Source organism: Microcoleus sp. bin38.metabat.b11b12b14.051, assembly GCF_013299165.1.
In the GTDB taxonomy this organism is placed as follows: Bacteria; Cyanobacteriota; Cyanobacteriia; order Cyanobacteriales; family Microcoleaceae; genus Microcoleus.
The window spans coordinates 81,259-101,771 of the sequence record NZ_JAAFKD010000018.1 but is presented as its reverse complement, the minus strand read 5'-3'; the positions used below and the strand labels follow the sequence as shown (position 1 = coordinate 101,771).

Sequence of the window (20,513 nt, the reverse complement as noted above, 5' to 3'; positions counted from 1 at the left end):
ACCCTTCTCTAGTTGTAACCAACAAAAATAATTCCGTCAACTACTAACCTAGACAAAAGCGGCACTACATCTATTTCCCAATCATAATCCGGCAACCAATCCATCACATCCTCTCCTGTAAAAAATTCTGTACTGAATAGATTGTCCATGAATTTATCCGTTACTCCTTTCAGAGATACTTCTTTACCTCCAACAACAACTTTGTATCCACATCCGTCAGGTAATTCGCGAATTTTTACCCGCAGAAACTTGGGAATTCTAAACTTAGTTTGGATGCCGCAGGGGAAAATGTTGAACCCTGCTTGATAAGGGAGAGAATATTTCGCCACCGGTTTCGCTAAACTATCTAGGTAGCTGCTGTACTCGTCTCCAAGATTTTTGGTGTTTGCGTAGCGGTGCAATTGGGCAATTAAATTATTTACACTTACATCAATGGAATCTGGGTTGATTCGCAGCGGTAAACTTTTACGCCACTCTTCTTGTTGCCGCAATTCGCCTACCAACCATTCTAAAAGGTCAATTCCTGTTTTCCCGTGAATTCCTAATGTTAAATGCAGCGATGGTTCATCGGAAGCAACGGCATAATGCCAATGTCCACGCGGTATGTAAAGCACATCTCCGGGATGCAAAGTGCAGGTTAAATACGGTGGAGTTTCTGGTGGCGGAAATGTGGAGGATTTTTGGTCTGTAAGCGGGTATTTAATTGTGTCTGCAAATACATACCACTGCTTGATGCCGTCTGTTTGTAAGATAAAAACTTCGTGGGTGTCGTAGTGGGAAGAAAACCCCTGTTTTTCGGGCCAGGAACAGTAGGCATTTACTTGGTTTGGATAGCCTAAATCTGCTTTTAGTTCGGCCGCAAATTCAGCTATTTCTGGAATTAGTTTGTGAACTTGATTGACTATTAAAGTTGCTCCAGATTGGCAAAGTTTGATGAGATTTGCGTTTTCGCTTTCGTCGAGAATTTTTCCTGCTACTGCTAAGCGAATGTCGGGATATTTTAATTCGTGAAAGTTCAGAATGTAGTTGAGTTTTTCCCAGGAAAATAGGTGTGCAAAGTCTTTGTTTCCTTCGCTAGGAATAACAACTGCTTTGTTTGTCCAGTTGTTATCTAGAAAATCTTCTAAATTGTATGGTTTGAGTAGATTCGCGATCGATCGCATAAATTATATTGATAAAACTTCTCAATAACTTTTGAACAATTGAATAATTGAGGACAATGCTTTGAGCTTGCCCTCAATTACTCCACACTTCCCGACAGACAACAGTAAAATTTACTACTTCTTGCTTGGGGATGCGAAGTCTAATGAAAAAACCTGCAATTACTCGTTAGTAACATCGCTGCCATCGGCATCAACATTAAGCGCAGAAGAGATGTTTTTAGCTGTGGCGTGCTTGGCAATTTCCTTGACTTCTACTTGGATTTTGCTAGCCCGGGACAGTTTTAGAGCCGATCCGTTGATTTCCTTTGACATAATGGTCTCCAATTGTTGTATGACACCCATTTCGCTGAAATATGCCCAGACTCTGACGTTAGGGCTGCATTTTCAGCTTTGAGTAGAAGCCTAACATGAAGTCAATAAAGTACGCAAGTAGTTAGTAATAATTTTCAATAAGCTGCTGGAAAAATGCTGAATATGAGTCTCTAGCCGAGCTGAGAATTAAACTAACTCCCTTGCAATGCCTACTTTTGAGAGTTTAACGGGTGCGAGTTAGATCGATCGCTTTTACACATACAGTGCTAGACTGGCGATCGCCTATTGAGAATGAATTCTGAAAATATCAGTATTTCTGAACCGAGGCATCTACCTTAAGATAGAGAGTTTTTTGTGAGACTGAGGATTGAAACGAGCTACTATCTAATTTGGGGCGATCGAGAAAAACCCATTCCCAATCCCCAATTCCCAATTCCCAATTATCAATGAATCAATATTTTGCTACAGTAGCGCGCGGTTTAGAAACAATTGCCGCCCAAGAATTAGAAAGCTTAGGGGCGCAAGATGTCAAGCCCGACTTTACAGGAGTTTACTTTGCAGGCGATCGCGCTTTATTGTACCGTGTAAACCTGTGGTCGAGAACAATCTTTCGAGTCCTCGTTCCCATAGCCGAATTCCGGTGTTACGACTCAGATAAACTCTACCGCGAAGTCCAGAAAATCCCTTGGGACGAATACATAGATCCTGACAATACATTAGCAGTCAACTGTACCGGCGGCAACGACAAATTAAATCACACCCACTTTACAGCTTTGCAGGTCAAAAATGCGATCGCCGACCAACAGCGCCACCAATTTAACAAACGTTCCAATGTAGATGTCGAGAATCCCGATTTACTAATTAACCTGCACATCCATCGAGACCACGGTATTTTGAGTTTAGACAGTTCCGGCGGCAGTTTGCACAGGCGGGGATATCGCCCCGCAATGGGCTTAGCTCCGCTCAAAGAAACCCTCGCTGCGGCCCTATTAGAGATGGCAGAATGGACGCCAGATTTACCATTTTTAGACCCGATGTGCGGTTCAGGAACTTTGCCTTTAGAAGCGAGTTTAAAAGCCTTAAATATTGCGCCAGGACTGTTTCGCGACAAGTTTGGATTTATGAGTTGGCGGGACTTTGACGAGCCTTTGTGGGATAAATTGTGGGCCGAAGCTGAAAACAGCGAATTGCCAGAACTTCCTGAAATGGTCGCCGGGTGCGATCGCGATTCTGATATGTTAGATCAAGCTCGCACCAACGCGCAGCAAGCAGGTATTGCAGGCAAAATCAAGTTTGCTCGTACCGAATTATCCGAATTAGAAGCACCGACAGATAGAGGCGTTCTAATTTGCAATCCTCCCTACGGAGAGCGGCTGGGAGATGCGGCGGAATTAGGAGAACTTTATAAGATGTTAGGCGATATTTTCAAGCAGCGTTTTAAAGGTTGGAATGCGTTTATTTTGACAGGAAATAAGGAGTTGGGGAAACAAGTGGGACTCAGAACATCGAAGCGGATTCCGGTTTTTAATGGCTCGATTCCCTGTACCTTGCTCAAGTATGAACTGTATTGAATATTTGTACAACATAGGTCACTACCATTGGCACTAGCCAATATTAATTAAAAGAGGTTAGGCTGAATGCAAATCTTTGAAATCGAAGGACACAAGCTGATTTTAGGAGATGTCCTAGAAGTGATCGAAAGTGAAATCAAAGACAACTCAATCGATTTGATTTTTGCCGATCCTCCCTATAATATTGGCAAAAACTTCAATGGTTTTCAAGACAAATGGGAATTTGAAAGCGACTACTTAGAATGGAGTTATCAGTGGTTGAACTTATGTGTTAATAAGCTCAAACATAATGGCAGCTTGTATCTAATGGCATCAACTCAAAGTATGCCATACTTTGATTTGTATTTGCGCGAGCGCTTAACAGTTCTTTCTCGAATAGTGTGGTATTATGATAGTTCTGGCGTACAAGCAAAAAACTATTACGGTTCTCTGTACGAACCAATTTTATATTGCGTCAAAGACAAAAGAAATTATACATTTAATTCCTCAGATATTCTGGTAGAAGCCAAAACCGGAGCTGTGAGAAAACTAATTGACTACCGCAAGTCCATACCATCAGTATATAATTCTGAAAAAGTTCCTGGTAATGTCTGGGAGTTTCCGAGAGTCAGATATCGTATGCCTGAGTATGAGGATCATCCTACCCAAAAACCAACATCGTTGTTAGAAAGAATTATCAAAGCAAGTAGTAATGAGGGCGACGTTGTACTAGATATATTTTCGGGAACTTTTACAACATCATATGTTGCGAAGCAACTTAAAAGACAGTCAATTGGGATAGAATTGCAAGAAAAGTATCTACAAATAGGATTGCGGAGGTTGGAAATTACCACGAATGATAGTGAAGAGGAGCTGATGTCTGAAGTCGAATCCGGTGAAATTTCCCCAAAACAGCTAACTCTAAATTTACAAGTATAATTAAAATGGAACATGAATTTACCAAAATAATCAAGAAAATTTTAGAAAATCATTTTGGCGAAATAGGTACTCAAATATTGGCTGAAAGTCACCTAGTTTTATATTTGAACATCAAGACTAAATCTGCAAATAAAGGCTCAAAATCTAGAGGAAGTTTTGCCAATTTATACGCTATTTATGTTCTGGTTGAAGACTATCTTGTCAAAAATTTTCATCTAACAGGGATGTATTCAGATTATGAAGGTGCAGTTTATACAAATATTTTTAACAGACAGCGTGAATTACCGTTTGGGCAAAAACTTCAAAATCATGGTTTGAATCATAGAATGAATGAAGAATTTAAAAGATATTTTCCCACTTGTGAGTTTATCCCAATTTTGATAAATCAGAAAAATAATAGGTATTGGTTTAACGAAAATTTATTAAAAGTTAAGATTAGTGAGAATGAATACAATATAGCAGAAACAATAATCGATATAATTGACGCTTACGTGGAAGCTAAGAGAGATAGCTTTGAAAAATTTCTTCAACTTTGTAAAGATGCTCAAAAATTGACAGAGACTCAAGTCAGAGAATTTATTCAACAAATGGTAGCGCCAACTGTAGATGCTAGAATATTCGAGATTGTGAGCTATAGTATCTTAAAATACTACTACAACGACCAAGTTATTTATTGGGGTTATCAACTAGACACACTCCAGCCAGAAAATTTAAAGCTGTTTAAAACAGGTAGGACAAATGCTAATGATGGGGGAATTGACTTTGTAATGAAACCCCTCGGACGTTTTTTTCAGGTGACAGAAACTATAGATGTGAATAAATATTTCCTAGATATTGATAAAATTGAAAGGTATCCGATCACATTTGTCGTTAAATCTTTAGATTCAGATATTGAAATTAAATCAAAGATTGAAGCACAAGCTCGAAAGCAGTATTCAATTAATGCTATAGTCTCGCAGTATATGGAATGTATCGAGGAAATAATCAATGTTCCTATTCTGATAGGAAGATTTGAACAAGCTGTAGCCCAAGGATATTTAAGCAGTATATTGAGCGAAATTATTAAGCAGAGCAGATTGGAATTTAATTATGCAGATGAGGAAGAAAGTCTGGAAATTGAACTATTAGAAGTTGCTCTAGAAGATGAATAATTCAGTAATAAAATCAGCTTATGTGATAGAATTATTATTTCCTTACGTTTCACACCTACACTGGTAACAAAGAAACGTGAGCTGAAACAATCTTCCACCCTTGAGGAAACTTCCGCCACATCTGACTCTGACGCCCCAGCCGCACCACTCCATCGACTACGCGCCGAAATTCCAGCGTTACAGCCGCTGTGTCTGCACCGAAAGTCACGACTTTTAGATTGTACATTTGTCGATCGAGATTTACAACCTCACGCCCTTGACGAAAAGCCCTCACCTCATCGCCCCCATACAAATTCTCCGTCACCCCAAACCGCACGACTTCCGGCGCATCCCAAAACAAACTATCGAGAGTTTCAATATCATTCGTACAAAGAGCTTTTTCATATTTTAAGTACAATTCAGTTAACTGCGCCACCACAGCAGCATCATTTATTAGAGTCATCAATCAATACGCTTGGGTTAAAAAAGATAATACGGCGGTTGAAACCACGTAACGGTCAAACTTTTATCCGCCTCCGCAGTGTAAAGAAAATAACGTAATTTTAACTTATTCTCTTCAACCCGCGGAGGCGGGTTTTGCTTGTATAGACGCGGTTTCAACCGCCCGGTATTCTAGAAATTAATGCTCGATTTTCAGAGAAATAATCTTATCGCCTTGGCGGATTGCATTCACGACAGACATATCTTCAGTTTTGCCAAAAGTTGTGTGAACTCCGTCTAAATGAGACTGGGGAGAATGGCAAATAAAGAATTGACTTCCACCAGTATCGCGGCCTGCGTGAGCCATCGATAAAGTACCATCTAGATGTTTGTTCGAGTTGATTTCACACTTGATTTTGTAGCCGGGGCCGCCGGTTCCAGTACCTTTAGGACAGCCACCTTGAACCATAAAGTTAGGAATGACTCGGTGAAACAATAGTCCGTCGTAAAAACCTTTTTCCGCCAAGTCAACAAAATTCTTCACTGTATTCGGCGCATCCGCATCGAACAGTTCCAAATTGATTGTACCTTTGTCTGTTTCCATAATAGCGCGGGTCATGATTTCTCCTTGCTTCCTAAAATGAATGTGCTGTCTGCGTGTTAATTGCGGACTTTGCTTGCATAGCGACTGGTTTTAAGCTGTCGCTATATTTTGACTTTCAGAAGTGTACCACACTCTGACAAATCTGATAGGACTGGTGCGCCCCTTGTTCTGAAACCCGGTTTCTGGCTAGATTTCTCGTTAGCAAAGCCAACATTTTCCGAGAAACAGGGTTTCAGAGGGTAAGTGCTATTTTAATTATCGACCGGTTTTGGGCGAGGGGCTTCTTCCTGAATGTCGTTCATATTAAAAATGAAAGGAACTCGACTCGAATTGCTACCCATAACCAGCACTTTTGGCATCTGAGCGCCGCCGCTTCTCCAAGCTTCGATCGCCTCTTTTTGTAGCACCAAATCGCCGCCTTGAGCTTTCAAAGTTTCCGCCAAAAGTCTTTGAGCTTCTGCTCTACCTTGAGCGCGGTTAATATCAGCTTGAGCCTGTTGTTCTGCTTCTTGAGCAACATAAACAGCTCTTTGCGCCCGCTGTTCAGCAACCTGTTTCTCTTCAACCGCTTTCGCGAAATCTGTGGAGAATCGAATGTTGACAACGCTTGTATCAAGCACGATTACATCATACTTTGATAGCCTTTCCTTCAGCGCACTATCAAAGTCTCGTTTCAGTTCGCTTCTTTGAGTAATAGATTGTTCGGCAGTTCTCAGCGCAGCCGCTGTTTTAAATGCTTCTTGCGTCTGCGGAGCAATAATTTTAGAAACTATATTTTCTAATGTTCCTTGAGTCCTTCTGACATCTACTATTTTGGCAGGATCGAGGCGAAAGTTGATCGCAAAACTAGCATTTAAATCCTGAAGGTCTTTAGTAGCACTCTGGGCGGGAACTTCAAATTTTTGCACTGTTACATCGTAGATATCTACCTTGGATATCAGCGGGGGTCGCAGGTGAAATCCCTCTAACAATGCTCCATCGGTGGCTTTGCCTAAAATGCTGACCACCCCTGCTTCACCGGGATTGATGACAACAAAAGAGTTGAAGCCTAGAAGCAGTGCGACTACTAATAGAATCCCAGCGATCGCTGAGGTTACGCTCTGGAAACTTTGACTTTTCAAAATACACGCTCCTTTGTGATACATCTATTATAATGGTTAATAGACATCTTGCAAAAACGATCGGGACGGGCTAGAAGCCCATCCCACATTTTTTTTTATTGTGGGATGGGCTTCTAGCCTGTCCAAAAAATTGATTCAAAGCACTTTCTGTGGGACGGGCTTCTAGCCTGTCCAAAAAATTGATTCAAAGGACTTTTACAATCTTGTCTAATGAATTGGCTCTCCAATCTAAAATCTAAAATCGATTGTGGAAATTGTTAAATATCCCAGAACTTATCATATCGAAGGTTCGCGTTTCCAGCCTGGTGATGAAGACCTCGACAGCGTGCCATTTAGCGCTATTGCCGATCGCCATTTAATCATCGAAGAAAAGGTAGACGGCGCTAATACGGGCATCAGCTTCGCTCCAGACGGGCAAATGCTGCTACAAAGTCGCGGCCACTATCTCACCGGCGGCCCCAGAGAAAAACATTTTAACTTGTTCAAACAGTGGGCTTTTAGTCTCAGCGGAACTCTGGGAGAAGTGCTGGGAAATCGTTATATTTTGTACGGCGAATGGCTGTATGCAAAACATACGGTTTTTTACAATTTTCTGCCGCACTATTTTATGGAATATGACGTGTTGGATTTGGAAACTCGTCAGTTTTTGAGTACAGAAGTCCGCCGCCATTTGTTAAGTGGATTGCCGTTAGTTTCAGCTCCTGTGCTGTTTTCTGGAATGCTACAATCGCCCAAACAAATGATGCAGTTGATGGAGAAATCTAATTTTATTTTGCCCGGACATTTGGAGCATTTGCGCTTGCAGTGTCAGGAATTGGGGTTAGATGAGGAGAGGTGTTTGAAAGAGACTGATAAGAGTGATGTTATGGAGGGTTTGTATATTAAAGTTGAAGCAGATGGAATTGTTAAGGCGCGTTACAAGTACGTGCGGGCTAGCTTTTTGACTGCGATAAAAAACGCGGAGGGACATTGGCTGAATCGTCCGATTGTACCTAATGTTTTGCGTCCTGGTGCTGATTTATTTAATTTTAGTTGAAAATTTTTGAGACTCGGCGGTTGAAACCGCTAGCAACGCGAGCACACAAACAATGTCCGCCTCCGCGGACTTAAGAAATTAAGATATTAACAAATAAGACTCGGCGGTTGAAACCGCTAGCAACGCGAGCACACAAACAATGTCCGCCTCCGCGGACTCAAGAAATTAAGATATTAATAAATAAGACTCGGCGGTTGAAACCGATCCTATACAAACAATGTCCGCACTTCGACAAGCTCAGCGACCACCTCCACGGACTTAAGAATACAGGTGCACGTTGCACACCTTACGATTTTATTAAGAAACAGGTGAAACCGTGACTACTTTATTATCACAATCTGCAACTTGGAGTTTTCCTTTTTGTTCGGAACCGCCCGATTGGTTCTTGGATTGGGAGAAGATTTATAATTATTTCGATTGGATTCAAAACTTAGAAGGATGTCAGCAAGACCGGATTTATCATGCTGAAGGAGATGTGTTAATTCATACCAAAATGGTCTGCGAAGCCTTAATATCTTCCCCGAATTGGCGGCAGCTTCCTGTTCAAGAACGTTCGATGCTGTTTGCTGCGGCTTTGCTACACGATGTGGCAAAACCGGCTTTTACTAAGATAGATGAAAATGGGAGAATTAGCTCGAAAGGTCACGCCCGTCAAGGTGCGAGGATGGTCAGACAAATTTTATCTCAATTTGACCCGCCTGTGCAGTTTAGCATTCGAGAGACTGTTTGTGCGATCGTCCAATTCGGCAGTTTACCAATCTGGCTGCTGGACAAACCCAACCCGCAGCAGTCTGTAATCAAAGCCAGTCAAGTTGTCCGCTGCGATTTCCTCGCACTTTTAGCAGAAGCAGACGTGCGCGGCCGAGAGTGTGCTGACAGACAAGAAATTCTGGATAAAATAGAACTATTTCGGGAGTTTTGTCAAGAAAATAATTGTTTAGATTCTCCGCGACAATTCCCATCAGCACATAGCCGATTTATCTACTTCCGGAAAGAGAACGGCAACCCCGATTATACAGCATTTGATGATACTCGATGCGAAGTTGTGTTGATGTCGGGATTGCCCGGAAGCGGTAAAGATTATTGGATTCAAGAAAATCGGCCCAATTGGCCTGTTATTTCCTTGGACGCGCTGCGAAAAGAGATGAACGTTCCTCCCGATGAAACTCCCGGAGAAGTAATCGTGACCGCTAAAAATCGAGCGCGGGAATACATGAGATTGGGACGTTCTTTTGTCTGGAATGCCACAAATACAACTCAACAAATGCGCCAGCAATTAATTAATTTCTTTGCTGGTTATCAAGTGCGAATTCGGATTGTTTATCTCGAAGTTCCCTTGGAGGAAGTATGGCGGCGGAATCGATCGCGCGCAGCAGCAGTACCAGAAGCCGTAATTCAAAGATTGGCTAATCGCCTGGATATTCCAGATATCACCGAAGCCCATGAGGTAGAATGGATTGTAGATTTCTGACCTCAGTCGTTTTAATCAATTCATTAGACTGATTGCAAAAATATGGTTTGTCTTAAGGAGTTCATTGATTAATTAAAATATATGGGATGAAAGTCCCACTGCAAACCTAAGGTTCGTAGTAAGGACTTAAGTCCGTTCCGAGATTCGTAGTAAAAACTTAAGTCCCGAATTAGTGAATGAGTCAATCGAGGACTGAATTCCCTACTACGAACCGGTAGTTTTATAATTTTCCTCAGTCCAGCAGCGGGGCAGCACTTCGCCGGAAGGAAAAACCAATTTATCCTTCTCAAAATGTGCGGGATCTTGCTCTTCTTCACCAGCTTGAATTCGTCCCGGTACTTGATTTTGGCTAGGGCTGATTAAAGTCTCGATATCGAGAATTTCTACCAAGTCGCCGGATTCTTTTTCTTGTAAAAGCATAGTTTCTCCTTGTCAATTAATGGTGAGTTAGGGTTTGAGAACAACTTTGATGCAGTTGTCTTTTTTCTGCTTGAAAATCTCGTAAGCGTCGGGCGCTTCATCCAATTTCATGCGGTGGGTAATCACGAATGACGGGTCAATTTCGCCTTTTTGAACCCGATCGAGCAAAGGCTTCAAATAGTGGTGAACGTGCATCTTTCCCTTGCCAGCAAAGAGCATTCATTATTTGGTTCTCCTCTCGTTAACTTCTAGCAGATTTTGGTTCTAAATCTTAAATTCACTCAGCAGCTAAATCACTGGGCTGAATGTTTTAATCTTAAGCATATAAAATCTAGCAGGTCTCTATCCGAGGTATAATTTATAAATCCATCTTTCGGCTGTTTTAAAAATATAAAAAAGTTAACTCAGAACCTGAATAAATTGCAGAAGCTTTTGGGTTATTCTGTTAACAGTTAACAGCTCAGAGCGGCATGGCAGAGGTTGTTTTTGGCGATCGGGTTCGTAGTGCGGACTTCAGTCCGCTTCAATGCTGCGGACGCCAGGACGCACTACGAACCATGTAACGGGGCCCGCATCTTGAGAATCGCGCACCCTGCTGAAGGAGGATTAATCGTCAAAAATTGTATCATTAGCTATAGCTAAAAGCCGAGCTTGCGCTAAAGTTGTTAAAGATAAAAATTTATCAATCCCTTTTATGCCTTACACTGCATCTACCCCAACAGACCCCAATCAAGCCAACATCCGCAATGCCGACCACCGCTTACTAGAATTCACCAAGCTGACGCCGATGATGCAGCGGTATGTGGAAGTGAAAGAACAGTATCCTCACGCACTTTTATTGTTTCGAGTCGGAGATTTCTTTGAGTGTTTTTTTCAAGACGCCGTGACTATTTCGCGGGAATTAGAACTGGTTTGTACTAGCAAAGAAAGCGGCAAAGAAATCGGTCGAGTGCCGATGACAGGAGTACCGCACCACGCCCTCGATCGCTATACTTCTCAGTTAGTTGAAAAAGGCTATGCTGTGGTAGTTTGCGACCAAGTTGAAGATGCTTCAATCGCCGCCCGTGAAGGCCGCCAAGTCAAGCGCGAAATTACCCGCATTCTCACTCCCGGAACCTTGACTGATGACGGAATGCTCAAACCCCGACAGAATAACTTTTTAGCAGCAGTTGTCATCGCTGGCGAACATTGGGGATTGGCTTATACTGATATTTCTACAGGAGAATTCGTCACTACCCAAGCCGATAGTTTGGAACAATTAACCCTAGAATTGCTGCGCTTGCAGCCTTCGGAAGTGCTAATTCCGACTAATGCGCCGGATTTGGTGACGATGTTGAGGCCGGGAGAGAAATCTGAACATTTACCCGATTGTTTGCCGAATTCGTTTTGCTATTCTTTGCGATCGCAAATCCCGTTTACTCTATCCGAAGCCAAACAGCGCATCCTGCAAAAGTTCAAAGTGCGATCGCTCGAAGGCCTGGGATGCGCCCACCTTACCCTCGCAGTGCGCGCCGCCGGAGGTTTGCTGCAATATCTCGAAGAAACTCAAAAAGAAAAAGCAGTTGCTTTGCAAAGATTGCACACTTACACTATCACCGATTTTCTGATTCTCGACTACCAAACTCGCCGCAATCTCGAAATAACTCAAACCGTCAGAGATGGCGTATTTCACGGTTCGCTGCTGTGGGCTATAGACAAAACCAGCACCGCCATGGGAGGCCGCGCTTTGCGCCGCTGGTTGCTGCAACCTTTGCTCAGCATTAAAGGCATTGGCGCCCGCCACGACACGATTCAAGAATTAGTAGACAACAATCCCCTGCGCCAAGATTTGCAGCAGTTGCTGCGCCAAATTTATGACATCGAAAGACTCACGGGGCGCGCCGGTTCGGGAAGCGCTAGCGCCCGAGATTTGGTCGCTTTAGCCGATTCTCTCTCGAAATTGCCGCAATTGGCTGCGATCGCCACTGAAGGGTTCTCGCCCTATTTGAAAGCATTGCAAAATGTCCCGCCACTTCTCGAAGAATTAGCAACTACAATTCACACTCATTTAGTTGACGAACCGCCGATTCATTTAAAAGAAGGAGGTTTGATTAAACCGGGCATCAATCCGATGCTTGATGAAATGCGCCAAACTGCTTCAGGCGACCAAGAATGGATTGCAAATCTAGAAGCAAATGAAAGAAAACGTACCGGAATTTCTAATTTAAAAGTAGGCTACAATAAAGCTTTTGGCTATTACATCAGCATTACCAAATCCAAAGTTGACCAAGTACCGAACGACTACACCCGCAAGCAAACTCTTACCAATGAAGAACGCTACAGCACTGAAGAATTAAAAGAAAGGGAAGTCCGCATTCTGACGGCGCGGGAAGATTTGAATCAGTTGGAGTACGATATTTTTGCGAAATTGCGATCGGAGGTAGGAGAGCACTCGGAAATTATTCGCAACGTTTCCCGTGCGGTGGCGGCGGCGGATATTTTGTGCGGTTTGGCGGAAGTAGCAGTTTATCAAGATTACTGTCGCCCGACGATGGTTGAAAGTCGGGAAATTAAAATTATTGAAGGTTGTCATCCGGTGGTAGCAAAGTCTTTACCGCCGGGATTTTTTGTCCCAAATTCGGCTTTTTTGGGTCGGGAAGCAGCGCTAAGTCGCCCAGATTTAATTATTTTAACCGGGCCGAATGCTAGTGGGAAGAGTTGTTATTTGCGGCAGGTGGGTTTGATCCAGTTAATGGCGCAGATGGGCAGTTTTGTCCCCGCGAAGGCTGCAACTTTGGGAATTTGCGATCGCATTTTTACCCGTGTCGGCGCCGTCGATGATTTAGCAACCGGTCAGTCTACGTTTATGGTAGAAATGAACGAAACTGCGAATATTCTCAATCACGCCACGCCGAAATCATTGGTGTTGTTAGATGAAATTGGTAGGGGAACGGCGACTTTTGACGGACTTTCGATTGCTTGGTCTGTGGCAGAATATTTAGCCAGCGAGATTCGGGCGCGGACAATTTTTGCGACTCACTATCACGAGTTGAACGAGTTAGCTTCGATTTTGGATAATGTGGCAAATTATCAGGTGACGGTGAAGGAATTGCCGGATCAAATAGTATTTTTGCACGAAGTTCATCCCGGCGGTGCTGACAAGTCCTACGGAATTGAAGCGGGGAGATTAGCGGGTTTACCGCCGTCGGTGATTGACAGGGCGAGACAGGTGATGAAGCAGATTGAGAAACATAGCAAAATTGCGATCGGGCTGCGGAAGGGTGTTAAAAAAGAAGGGAAACAAGAGTCTGAGGGCCAACAATTAGATATCTTTGATGATTAAAATTGTCACCAAAAAAGGTTCGTAGTAAGGACTTTAGTCCTTCAAAACTCAGATTTAATGGCTAAATTCATGACTGCACACCTGTCATTTAAAACTCAGATGGAAGGACTAAAGTCCTCACTACAAACTTGGAAGGACTAAAGTCCTCACTACAAACTTGGAAGGACTAAAGTCCTCACTACAAACTTGGAAGGACTAAAGTCCTCACTACAAACTTGGAAGGACTAAAGTCCTCACTACAAACCTGGAAGGACTAAAGTCCTCACTACAAACCTGGAAGGACTAAAGTCCTCACTACAAACCTGAGTACGAACCTGTCATTTGAAACTTAGATGGAAGGACTAAAGTCCTTACTACGAACCTGTATCATTTGCCATTTTGCAACTTTCTTACCTCTTTGTGCACGCTCATCCCAATTTCTAAAGCCTCATTTAGCAACCGCCCGTATTCGCTGGCCCGATCGCTCACATCCAATGCCATCAAAGCCGCCAAATTACTTTCAATATTAGCAAATAACTCGTAACGGCGACCGATAAATTGCTGGTTTTCCCGGAGAATCCTCTCTGTTTTTAAAGCACAGACCAAACTTTCTCTAGTGATTTGTAATGCCTCAATTGCATCTTGTCGGTTAATCAAATTTGCTTGTAAATTGCCAGCAGCGGTTAGGCGATCGATAATATCTAAAGCCTTAATCACCTCATGATACTTCTCAACTTCGTCCAGCAAACCCGCCAGGGTTTCTAAAGGCTTGGCTTTCAGCCATTGATAGACATTCCAAGCAACCGTAATCGCCAGCGATAAACCCAAAGTTATTTGTAAAACCCGGACAAATATCTCAGCATCGCTAACGGAACTAACTTCATGTTTATTCGCCAATAAAGCAACAGGGAGCGAGACAACAAGTGTCACGCAAAATATTAGCAACTCATGGAACAAAAGAGCAAACAGCTTTTTGCCGTCCCGGAGTGTTGCAGGTCGATAAAAATTACCTGAAAAACCGTCGCTCAAAGCTATTCCGCTCAAATCTTCCAACTCCTTTTCAGGAATTATCAACCCATCCAAATCCGCTTGCATCACTATGGCAAATCTCCTTAAATTGACATTAATTAAAATCCTCCCAGAGACCTAATAGAATCCCAGAGACTCAGATAAAAATTGCTGTCTCTCGCTCGGAACAGTTGAAAAGCTTTTCCCGGCGCGCCAAAAAACGGTCTCAGCGTCCATCCCAACTGACTGCCGACAAAGGCATAAAGTCCCAACCAGAAGCGCAAAATATTTAGCCTGATGTCTTTGCCTTCGGCATCTTGTTCGGACATAAAGTGCATTCCTTGATAAATGAAGCTTACCCCCAAAAATCCTGTAATTGCCATGATCGCAACATTCAACAGCAGATAAAAATTGTAATTGGTACTGCTGATCAGAAAAAATAAGCTGACAGGTGCAAATCCAAACAGCAAAACGCTAATCATTGCCATCGATGTCATTAACAATGTCAAATACTGTTCAAAAGTTCGTTTTGAACCAAACATGACATTAAAAAAATACAGTGTGGGAAAGCAGATAATCAGTGTCAGCAAGTAAAGGGCTGGTAACTTGATTGCTGAAACCAAACATTGCATCCACGTACTGGATGCGCCTAATATTGCTCCGTAAATACCAAAAAATATGGTACTGGAAATTAACAAACCGAAAATTTTAGATTTGAGCTTAACACCGTCGCGAATTTCTTCGAGAAATTGTTGCCGTTCCCGCAGCAAATACATTACTACTGAAAAATATTTCACGGGTTCTCCTTGTAACTGATGCGACTCCGAATCAGTCATAACTCAAGCTGAGGGCGATCGCCAATCTTGCCAACTGAGGGCACTCTATGTTAACCCATTATTATTCTAGATACAAAACTCACATAACTCCCATTATCTAGGGTTTCATGCAGACTGAACCTTAGTGTTATTGACTGTCGGCTGGATATTTCTAGTCAAATTGTATTCAAATTGTATTCAAAAAAGGGCCGCACAATCATTTGATACTCACTTGATACTCAATTTGGTTGTTTCGTAGTCAATCCGTAGTCAATTTTTAGTCAATCCAACCGCTGATTCACCCGTAATCTGGGCAATAAAAAACCTCAAACCGTTGATTTCTCGTAGGTTTGAGGTATTTATCTTGGTAAGCGGGCAGCGGGAATCGAACCCGCATAGTTAGCTTGGAAGGCTAAAGTTTTACCACTAAACTATGCCCGCACACACAGAACCTAAACTTACCACAAGCTTCGGATAATTGCAATAGGTCTGTGCAAAATTTCTCGATTTATCCCTGAAAGTTGCTGAATCGGGCTTGTAGCCCGATCGCCTCTTCCAGGCTAAAAAGGCTTTAGGGATGGAAATAATCGTAGATTTGCTGCGCCAGACGCGGGCCAATTCCAGAAACTTCCGCCAACTGTTCGGGAGTTGCTAAACGCAGATAGTCGATCGACCGAAAATGCGCTAACAACAGTTTTTGGCGGTGGTGTCCCAATCCCGGAATCTCATCTAAGCGCGATCGCTTCATTCTCTGACTTCTTTGATCCCGGTGAAAACTCACAGCAAACCTGTGCGCCTCATCCCGCACCCGCCGCAGTAATTGTACACCCGGTTGCTCAGAATTAGTGGGTAGCGGCAAAGATTCCCCAGGCAAAAATATCTCCTCTCGCTGCTTTGCCAAACTGACAACCCGCAACTCATCTAACAAATTCATCTCGCGCAAAACAGCCACAACTGCTGATAGTTGGCCTTTACCACCATCTATCATAATTAAATCTGGTTTGTCAGAAATAGTATGAGAAACTGAAGACAAACTACTAATTTCTTCCGGTTCTCCTACATTACTCAATTCATCTTCCTTCTTTCTTCTATCCGTTAAATCCCGTACATTGCTCGTTGCCGAACTTGCTTTTTCCTTCTTGTCTCGAAATCGACGACCAAGAACTTCTGCTAAACTGGCAAAATCGTCAGAATGACCGGATTTAATTTCAGGATTTTTAATTTTGTAATGGCGGTAGTGTTGGTTTGCGGGTAAACCGTCAATAAATACCACGCGGGAAGCTACTGCATCCGAACCTTGGATATGGGAAATATCGTAACCTTCTATGCGGTGCGGTAGTTCTGGCAAATCGAGGATTTCGGCTAAATCTTCCATTGCTTGAGAATTGCGATCGCCCAATTTTTGCATTCTCGCCAATTCATACTCAGCATTCCGTTCCACCATCTCGATCAACTCCGCCTTAGTTTGGCGCTGCGGCGTCAAAATCGTTACTTTTCGCCCCTTGCGGTTGCTCAACCAATCTGCTAATATTTCGGCTTCTGGTAAGTCGTACTGCACAGAAATTTCGCTGGGAATTTCTACGGATTCGACATTTTGATAGTGTTCTTCCAACACCCGCTGCAAAATCGCCCCGGCCTCTACCCCCCCTCGTTCCCCCCCTTGCCAAGGGGGGGAGGAAAGAGCAAGTTGAGATAATTCTTGTCCCCCATTAATCAGGGATTGAGACAACTCTTGCGTCTCCTTAGGAAGGGGCGGTTGGGAGGGTATCTCCGCCATAAATCCCAATCTGCCTACTAATTGACCGGCGCGAATCTGGAATAATTGAACGCAAGCGTGCTGCGCGTCTGCTGCCAGGGCGATCGCATCTCTGGAAACGGTATCATCTGGTAAAGACACTTTTTGACCAGCACTCAAAGACTGCAAACCTTTAATTTGGTCGCGAATCCTGGCCGCCGTTTCAAAGTTCAAATCTTCTGCTGCTTGTTCCATTTGCGGTTCCAGAATCTCCAGCAATTCCTGAGTCCTTCCCTGGAAAATCATCGCCACTTTTTGAATTATTTTGTGGTATTCCTCTGGGGAAGTTAGTCCCTGACAAACGCCAACGCAGCGGCCGATGTCGTAATTCAAGCAGGGACGGTCTTTAAACAGCGGCTGAGGGCGCTGGCGCAGGGGGAAAATCCGCTTAATTAAATGCAGCGTAGTTCGCAGCGCGCCTGTATCGACGTAGGGGCCGTAGTAGCGGTCTTTGGCATTACCTGCGCGGCGTTTGCGGGTGATGAAAATGCGCGGGTATTGTTCCGACCAAGTTATGCACAAATAAGGATATTTTTTATCGTCTTTGAGGAGGACATTAAAGTGAGGTTGGTGCTGTTTTACGAGGTTGGCTTCTAGGGCTAAAGCTTCGGCTTCTGTGTCGGTGGCGATGAATTCAATTTCGCGCACTTGCTGTACCATCATCGCGATGCGCGGACTGAGGTTTTGGCTTTCGCGGAAGTAGGAACGGACGCGGTTTCGGAGTTTTTTGGATTTACCGATGTACAGGATGTGATCGCTCTCGTCTCGCATTAAGTATACACCAGGAACTGCCGGAATTTCTTTGAGGCGGCTTTCTAGGCGTTCTGCATCTTTAATCAGCGGCAGCGTTTTTGTGGACGGCATATAAATTTTAGATTTTATGGCTGATATCTACTATTGTAACGCTGTTATCCTAGTCAAGGGAATGAATCAGAAATTACAACCCGAGAAGGGTTCGTAGTGAGGACTTTAGGCCTTTGATATTATGCGGACTAAAGTCCTCACTACGAACCTGTTTATTTTTTTAGTGATGAGTTTTTTTTCTGGTATTATGCGGACTAAAGTCCTCACTACGAACCTGTTTATTTTTTTAGTGATGAGTTTTTTTCTCTGGCATTATGCGGACTAAAGTCCTCACTACGAACCTATTTCTATCATTCGATAAAATGCTGTCTGTGAAGGCGAACTTTGTTTAACTGTCAACTGTCAACTGTCAACTGTCAACTGTTACAATATCTGAGATAAAAACTTGCGGGTTCGTTCTTCTTTCGGATTTTGGAAAAACTCTTCTGGCCTGGCTTCTTCTACTAAAACGCCGCCATCCATTAGCACAATGCGATCGGCTACTTCGCGCGCAAACCCGACTTCGTGAGTTACTACTACCATTGTAATTCCTGTTTTCGCCAAATTTCGCATCACATCTAAAACTTCCCGCACCATTTCCGGGTCTAATGCTGATGTCGGTTCGTCAAATAGCATGATTTTCGGCTGCATTGCTAGGGAACGTGCAATAGCAACTCGCTGCTGCTGTCCGCCAGATAACTGTCCGGGATATTTTTGTGCTTGTGACAAAATTCCTACTCTTTCTAACAGTTGCATCGCCACTTCTTCGGCTTTTTTCTTGGGCCAGCGGCGCACCCATACGGGTGCTAGCATGACGTTTTGCAGGACTGATAGGTGGGGAAATAGGTTGAATTGCTGAAATACCATTCCTACTTCTTGGCGAATTTTGTCGATGTTCCGCAAGTCGTGGGAAAGTTCAATTCCGTCGATCGTAATTTTGCCCTGTTGATAAGCCTCTAGAGCGTTGAAAGTACGAATAAACGTCGATTTGCCGGAACCTGAAGGCCCCATCACGACGACAACTTCGCCTCGGTTGACGTTCATGCTGACGCCACGCAGTACGTGAAATTGTCCGTACCATTTATGGACGTTTTCTGCGACGATGACTGTTTCGGGAACTGTTAGTGTATCTTGCATAGTTTTGTTTTTTAAATTAATGATAATTTTTGCGTCATGACTGTTGAATGATGACTAATTCAGCGGAGGGGGAGTTTTTATATATTCGGGTTGGGAGGGGCGGGTTTATATATATTTGGCTTGGGAGTTTTATTTTGTTGGTGAACCCGCCCCTACAAACAACTGACCAATGACTAATGACCAATGACCAATGACCAATGACAACTGACTAATGACTCTTCTCTAAACTTCTTTCTATTTTGCGGCTGGCGAGTGACATTGAGTAGCAAAATACCCAGTAAATGATGCCGACGAATATGTAAACTTCGGCGTACCTGCCGATGTAGGATGGATTTGCTAAAACGGCGCGGGAGATGCCGATTAATTCTAACATTCCGAATAGGGAAAGTAGCGATGTATCCATGAATAATCCGATGAATTGACCGCCGATCGCCGGAATGACTGTTCGCAACGCTTGAGGTAGTACAATCAGAATGGTCAATAGGGGTGTGTTTAGCCCGATCGACTTTGCTGCTTCTATTTGTCCCCTGGGTACGGCTTGCAAGCCTCCGCGGACGTTTTCTGCCAAGTATGCTGCACTGAATAATGTTAATCCGGCGATCGCCCGAATCACTCTATCTAATTTGGGATATTCGGGCGGCAAGAATAATTGCAGCATGACTTGACCTAAAAACAAAATGCCAATTAATGGCAAGCCGCGGACTATTTCGATGTACAATGTTGAAAGCAGTTTGACGACTGGCAAAGAACTTTGTCTCCCGAGGGCGAGCAATACTCCCAAGGGAAACGACAGCACAATACTAATAATTGCTAAAAACAGCGTCAGCACTAAACCGCCCCAATCATTTGTCGAGACTTCTCTCAAACCTAACCCGCCTTTAATTAGCCACAGAATCAGCGGGAAGGAAAGAGCCCAAATTCCGGGCATCCAACCCAGGATTTTGGGGTTGATTTGTCTGGCGGCGACATACCCCGCAGTCGCTGCGATAATAATTCCTAAGAGGTAGAAGCGAGATGTAAGGTCGATCGGCGAAATGACCGCACCAACAACCGCAGCACCGACTAAAATCAGTGTAGGCTGATTCCACAAACGTTCATCTCGCTGAATATTTCCCCAAGTTAAACCGCCCAATAAGGCAATTATTCCCGCTACTATCCACAGCCGCCAGTAGGATTCGCTGGGAAATCTGCCGACGAAAAATAGCGGCAAGTTGGCTTCTAATACCCGCCATTGAGCTTTTGTAGTTGCCCAAACGATAATTCCTGTGATAGTTTGAAAGGCGACAATCAGGCAAACTACTGTCAGAATGCTGTTGTACCACGTACTAAATAAGTTTTTGCGCGCCCAATTCCAAGGGGTGGGCGATTCGGTGCCGGGAGGCGGTAAGATGGGGTGAGTTTCCATGAGTTGTTAGTGGTTATTGGTT

At 43.5% G+C, this 20,513-nt stretch carries 18 protein-coding genes and 1 tRNA gene; 6 read left to right on the top strand and 13 right to left on the bottom strand.

The genetic code is table 11. From position 1 onward, the window contains the following. Positions 1-8 precede the first annotated feature (8 nt). Together QZW47_RS19435 and QZW47_RS19430 are read right to left on the bottom strand one after the other, a co-directional pair. Entirely contained in the window at positions 9-1,163 is a 1,155-nt protein-coding gene (locus QZW47_RS19435) for a cupin domain-containing protein (RefSeq protein ID WP_293129961.1), read from the bottom strand. 159 nt (positions 1,164-1,322) lie between these two features. Continuing rightward, on the bottom strand, positions 1,323-1,475 hold the full coding sequence (locus tag QZW47_RS19430) for a hypothetical protein (RefSeq protein ID WP_293129958.1): 153 nt from the start codon (positions 1,473-1,475) through the stop codon (positions 1,323-1,325). 446 nt (positions 1,476-1,921) lie between these two features. On the opposite strand from QZW47_RS19430, the gene QZW47_RS19425 reads away from it, so the two are divergent. The 3 genes from QZW47_RS19425 (at position 1,922) to QZW47_RS19415 (ending at position 5,115) form a co-directional block, all read left to right on the top strand. Continuing rightward, positions 1,922-3,046, top strand: a complete 1,125-nt coding sequence (locus tag QZW47_RS19425; RefSeq protein WP_293129955.1) for a THUMP domain-containing protein — start codon at positions 1,922-1,924, stop codon at positions 3,044-3,046. Between the two features lie 66 nt (positions 3,047-3,112). Then, entirely contained in the window at positions 3,113-3,964 is an 852-nt protein-coding gene (yhdJ, locus tag QZW47_RS19420) for an adenine-specific DNA-methyltransferase (protein ID WP_293129952.1), read from the top strand. A gap of 5 nt (positions 3,965-3,969) precedes the next feature. Next, positions 3,970-5,115: a restriction endonuclease gene (locus QZW47_RS19415; RefSeq protein ID WP_293129949.1), complete on the top strand. Its 1,146-nt coding sequence runs from the start codon at positions 3,970-3,972 to the stop codon at positions 5,113-5,115. A 55-nt stretch (positions 5,116-5,170) separates the two neighbouring features. Here QZW47_RS19415 and hpxZ read toward each other — a convergent pair whose 3' ends face one another. The 3 genes from hpxZ to QZW47_RS19400 all read right to left on the bottom strand — a co-directional run bounded on the left by hpxZ (position 5,171) and on the right by QZW47_RS19400 (position 7,260). Beyond that, positions 5,171-5,557 carry an oxalurate catabolism protein HpxZ gene (gene hpxZ / locus QZW47_RS19410; RefSeq protein ID WP_293129946.1) on the bottom strand — a complete coding sequence of 129 codons (387 nt, stop codon included), beginning with the start codon at positions 5,555-5,557 and terminating at the stop codon, positions 5,171-5,173. Positions 5,558-5,734: 177 nt separating this feature from the next. Beyond that, on the bottom strand, positions 5,735-6,154 hold the full coding sequence (locus QZW47_RS19405) for a peptidylprolyl isomerase (RefSeq protein ID WP_293129943.1): 420 nt from the start codon (positions 6,152-6,154) through the stop codon (positions 5,735-5,737). Between the two features lie 236 nt (positions 6,155-6,390). Beyond that, positions 6,391-7,260 carry a prohibitin family protein gene (locus QZW47_RS19400; protein ID WP_293129940.1) on the bottom strand — a complete coding sequence of 290 codons (870 nt, stop codon included), beginning with the start codon at positions 7,258-7,260 and terminating at the stop codon, positions 6,391-6,393. 247 nt (positions 7,261-7,507) lie between these two features. Here QZW47_RS19400 and QZW47_RS19395 point away from each other — a divergent pair, with 247 nt between their 5' ends. Beyond that, positions 7,508-8,296, top strand: coding sequence for an RNA ligase family protein (locus QZW47_RS19395; protein WP_293129937.1), 789 nt, complete (start codon positions 7,508-7,510; stop codon positions 8,294-8,296). A 316-nt stretch (positions 8,297-8,612) separates the two neighbouring features. Continuing rightward, entirely contained in the window at positions 8,613-9,767 is a 1,155-nt protein-coding gene (locus tag QZW47_RS19390; protein ID WP_293129934.1) for an AAA family ATPase, read from the top strand. Positions 9,768-9,971: 204 nt separating this feature from the next. Here QZW47_RS19390 and QZW47_RS19385 read toward each other — a convergent pair whose 3' ends face one another. Continuing rightward, complete coding sequence (locus tag QZW47_RS19385) at positions 9,972-10,187, bottom strand: acetyltransferase (RefSeq protein WP_293129931.1); 216 nt, start codon at positions 10,185-10,187, stop codon at positions 9,972-9,974. A gap of 27 nt (positions 10,188-10,214) precedes the next feature. After that, complete coding sequence (locus tag QZW47_RS19380; RefSeq protein WP_366930900.1) at positions 10,215-10,406, bottom strand: hypothetical protein; 192 nt, start codon at positions 10,404-10,406, stop codon at positions 10,215-10,217. Positions 10,407-10,881: 475 nt separating this feature from the next. Between QZW47_RS19380 and mutS the strand changes: the two genes are divergently transcribed. Further along, on the top strand, positions 10,882-13,509 hold the full coding sequence (gene mutS / locus QZW47_RS19375; RefSeq protein ID WP_293129928.1) for a DNA mismatch repair protein MutS: 2,628 nt from the start codon (positions 10,882-10,884) through the stop codon (positions 13,507-13,509). Positions 13,510-13,875: 366 nt separating this feature from the next. Here the strand turns inward: mutS and QZW47_RS19370 are convergent, their stop codons facing one another. From QZW47_RS19370 to QZW47_RS19345, 6 genes are all read right to left on the bottom strand, one after another. Then, positions 13,876-14,583, bottom strand: coding sequence for a hypothetical protein (locus tag QZW47_RS19370; RefSeq protein ID WP_293130075.1), 708 nt, complete (start codon positions 14,581-14,583; stop codon positions 13,876-13,878). 32 nt (positions 14,584-14,615) lie between these two features. Continuing rightward, positions 14,616-15,332 (bottom strand): actin-binding WH2 domain-containing protein, encoded by a 717-nt coding sequence (locus tag QZW47_RS19365; RefSeq protein ID WP_293129925.1) that lies wholly within the window; start codon positions 15,330-15,332, stop codon positions 14,616-14,618. Positions 15,333-15,681: 349 nt separating this feature from the next. Next, positions 15,682-15,752: transfer RNA gene (locus tag QZW47_RS19360), tRNA-Gly, on the bottom strand. A 130-nt stretch (positions 15,753-15,882) separates the two neighbouring features. Continuing rightward, the gene (gene uvrC / locus QZW47_RS19355) at positions 15,883-17,970 is read right to left on the bottom strand and encodes an excinuclease ABC subunit UvrC (RefSeq protein ID WP_293129922.1); all 2,088 of its coding nucleotides are present in this window, start codon (positions 17,968-17,970) and stop codon (positions 15,883-15,885) included. 363 nt (positions 17,971-18,333) lie between these two features. Beyond that, the gene (locus QZW47_RS19350; RefSeq protein WP_293129919.1) at positions 18,334-19,086 is read right to left on the bottom strand and encodes an amino acid ABC transporter ATP-binding protein; all 753 of its coding nucleotides are present in this window, start codon (positions 19,084-19,086) and stop codon (positions 18,334-18,336) included. 208 nt (positions 19,087-19,294) lie between these two features. After that, positions 19,295-20,491, bottom strand: coding sequence for an amino acid ABC transporter permease (locus tag QZW47_RS19345; protein ID WP_293129916.1), 1,197 nt, complete (start codon positions 20,489-20,491; stop codon positions 19,295-19,297). Positions 20,492-20,513 lie beyond the last annotated feature (22 nt).